Genomic DNA, 1,342 nt, shown 5'->3' with positions numbered 1-1,342 from the left:
GTCTCTTGCCTCTGTCGGTGAAAACGAAGAAGAATTGGTCGAGTTAAAAGCACAGGGTAGCTGGGTTCGTGAATGGCATGTCTGGGTTCTGCTTGCGTGTATTTTTTCTGGGCTGGTAGTCGCAGAATATTACTATCCAGTACTAGAGAGCTTTGGGGCAAAATGACAACTAACAAGTTTATCAAACATCGTTCCGGCCACAAAAACACGTGGCCTGCACTGGACGCGCAAAAAGACGCGCGCCGTTTATAAAAGCGTTATACGTAAAAATGGAATTTCCAGAATGAACAAGTATGTGAAGTATTGCTTCCTCTCTGTTGTTTTTGCCGCTTCTTTAGTTGTGCTTTTTGCAGCGGGCGTATTCGCTTACATGAAAGTGCAAGAAGCAATGATTACGCGGGTAAACGACCCTGATATAAACCTTAAAACAGTTAATCATTGGCTCAGCGGTGACAAGTTGGTTTTTACCGCAATAGCTGAGAACAACAGCGAACACGAATGGCTCAATGTTTCTGTAAATTTTATCGTTAAAAAATCAGATGGCAGCTTCTTTAAACGGTGCCCATTACTGCTAATAAATAAGCCGTTTTCAAGTGGTAACATCGACATTGAAGCTGTCTGTACAAACATGCCTGCCGGCTTTAGCAATTACACCTATGAGGTCAAGATCTTCGGCGAATACTAAAACGTATAACCAGGCAATCAAAGACGCCCACAAAGGGTCGTGGGCTGGACTCGCTCTGCTGCGCGCCGCTCGCCCTTTATTGCGGCGTTAAATGTTTTTTGGCCTTTAGGTTTAAGGCTCAGTATTCGGCAAGGAATGCACGTTTCTAATCTGGCACCTTTCCGTTTAAATTTTTAGGGTAGGTGGCACGTTTTCCCACTGTTCAGCTCTGCTGTTTAAGCTTCTCAAGCACATTTGTATTTGTAGAGGCTTCGTTGGTGGTGTGTTCCTAGGGAATCCGGTAAAGTCGCCATCTACGGTGTTTTTGTCTCTGGGCAAGCACTTTGGTTTTAACGTGGTGTTTGGTGTAGTTGGTCGTTCTAAAACATCTAACCAGTTCATCAAACATCACTCCGGCCACAAAAACACGTGGCCTGCGTTGGACGCACGATAGAGCCGTGCGCCGTTTATAAAAGCGTTAAATGTTTTTTTGCCTTAAAGGTTAAGGCTCAATATTCGGCAAGGAATGCACGTTTCTAATCTGGCATCTTTCCGTTTAAATTTTTAGGGTAGGTGGTACGGTTTCCAACTGTTCCGCTCCGCTGTTTAAGCTTCTCAGGTACATTTTAATTTGTAGAGGTTTCGTTGGTGGTGTGTTCCTAGGGAATCCGGTAAAGT

General features: G+C 44.3%; 2 protein-coding genes. One reads left to right on the top strand and one right to left on the bottom strand.

The annotated features are described in order from the left end of the window. The first annotated feature begins 283 nt into the window (after positions 1–283). The gene (locus A3729_RS10975) at positions 284–685 is read left to right on the top strand and encodes a hypothetical protein (protein ID WP_068633819.1); all 402 of its coding nucleotides are present in this window, start codon (positions 284–286) and stop codon (positions 683–685) included. A 165-nt stretch (positions 686–850) separates the two neighbouring features. Here the strand turns inward: A3729_RS10975 and A3729_RS31540 are convergent, their stop codons facing one another. Beyond that, positions 851–1,066, bottom strand: a complete 216-nt coding sequence (locus A3729_RS31540) for a hypothetical protein (protein ID WP_156497896.1) — start codon at positions 1,064–1,066, stop codon at positions 851–853. Positions 1,067–1,342 lie beyond the last annotated feature (276 nt).

This window comes from Oleiphilus sp. HI0043 (assembly GCF_001634935.1).
Note: the sequence above shows the minus strand (reverse complement) of the source record. Positions and strands in the feature narration are given on the sequence as shown.

What these genes read in the sequence shown, in the direction of transcription:
- A3729_RS31540 (WP_156497896.1), bottom strand. Translation starts at nt 1,066, where the DNA reads ATGAACTGGTTAGATGTTTTAGAACGACCAACTACACCAAACACCACG.
- A3729_RS10975 (WP_068633819.1), top strand. Translation starts at nt 284, where the DNA reads ATGAACAAGTATGTGAAGTATTGCTTCCTCTCTGTTGTTTTTGCCGCT.